The sequence below is a fragment of the Xanthobacter autotrophicus genome, assembly GCF_029991245.1.
GTDB classification, from domain to species: Bacteria; Pseudomonadota; Alphaproteobacteria; order Rhizobiales; family Xanthobacteraceae; genus Xanthobacter; species Xanthobacter autotrophicus_C.
In genome coordinates, this window is the sequence record NZ_JAIVFO010000282.1 from 1 (window position 1) to 1,728 (window position 1,728).

Here is a 1,728-nt window from a genome sequence, read left to right on the forward strand (position 1 = left end):
GGGATGCAAGGGGGGAGAGAGGGTAAACAACGCAGGGCCGTCTCGGAAAACGGCAGCCGATGCGTAAAAGCCAGCCTGAGCAACTAATGTCTCTTACTTGCCGACATCTTTCTAGATGCATCTATGACGACGATATCTGATGCTCGCTGCCCCATAAAAATTCTTTCCTCTCGTATTTTATTTATTTCTATCAGCTTGCCACCCAAATCTCCGAAATTCATCACGACAAATACACCATATTCGGACCGTGAAGCATTTTTGTAAAATTCGAGTTGTTTTTCATACCCATGCACTACGGTTCCGCCAGAACGCTTCATCTCGACCAGAACTCTAGCACTATAACCCACAGAAAATTTGAAATCGATAGGGCCTCCGCCAATATTTGCTTCTGGCGATATATCTAAATCATTGGCTTTACAAAAGCTATCTGCAATGGCGTAGTATATAAGTTGGGAAGCTCTTTCTTTCTTTGGTTTGTCTCCAATCCAAAGCTCTTCCCATAAATTTCCATTTTCTACGTGGTGCTTAAATTGTTCAATCGTATCCATTACTATACGCAATATCTCTTCCGGACCTGACGAAATATTGTAATTTTTAGATTTATTAAAATTGATGCCCCCTTTTGAAAGAATGTCTTTTAATTTATAATATGCTAATGAATCGATCGTTTCGTCATAAAATGAAACATTTTCTTTAACGGAAGATAGAAAATATTTAAAATCATCTGATGAATGAAGGGCGGTCCGTCGAAGAGCGTGCTTGCGGTCTGCAATCGTTGGCTCTACGATGCCACCTAGATAGCGATTTACGCGCTCTCTTATGCGTGCATTTTCCATAGCTGCGCGCTCGATGTCAGACCAGTCCCGTGCTATGGGCAAGTCGCGGACAATGTCTTTTGGGACAAGAACAATCGGAACTGAACGCCCTTTTTTGTCAATAAACTTTGGAAGTTTAAGTATTTCACCAAATTTAAAATCAAATACTTTTATGCTATTTCTTATACAAAAATATTCTGTTATCGCTGCAAGGTCGTTCAATATAACAGTTGTTGTCATATCGCTTATTGTGTCCGGGCCAACATTTTCTTCAAAAAATCCCATCAAAGAAATCATTTCAGGATCATCAGCGCCAAGGGTGATTATTTCTTTTGTTGTTCTAAGAATTGTTTCACGAATCTCATCTGGTCTCGAGCTTCCAGATCTCCCGCTCCCACCATAGCCTAGCCCGTTTTCTGGCGGCTCTTGAAGGTTCAGCTGACGCCTCGCTCCCTTCCATGCAACGTCATTCTCAGTCTTCGAGATTGCCAACATTCTGATCATTAATCTAAAATGATCGCGGAATCGATTCAAAGCTGTTGTTTTGATTATCTCATGGCTGGATTTCTCCAGCAAAACCGGATCTATAAACAATGGAACGTCAACATCTAAAAAAGGGTCAATGAGCCCCGCTTCAGCCAAGGCTTCCGGCTTGATGCTGAAATAGGTGGAAAATAGAGTAGGATTTTGGATTCGTGCCATTCTGAACTCTAACCCTTGATCAAGTTCAATTTCAATACCCACGCAGAGAGGTCCGGACCCTCAACATCCGATTTGCCCCACTACTAGAGCGGTAGCCGATCATTTTGAATCGCCGGGGCTTTTCAAATCAGTGCCGAGCTGATTCAAGCTTCCTGCCGGAGTTGGAGGCCGGCAGGCATGGTCAAGGCGCTGTCGCTCGATCTTCGGGTGC

Annotated in this window: 1 protein-coding gene; it reads right to left on the bottom strand. The window is 43.1% G+C overall.

Features of this window, described 5'->3' with window-relative positions:
- Positions 1 to 83 precede the first annotated feature (83 nt).
- Positions 84 to 1,559, bottom strand: a complete 1,476-nt coding sequence (locus K9U41_RS22730; RefSeq protein WP_282643109.1) for a hypothetical protein — start codon at positions 1,557 to 1,559, stop codon at positions 84 to 86.
- Positions 1,560 to 1,728: the final 169 nt, after the last annotated feature.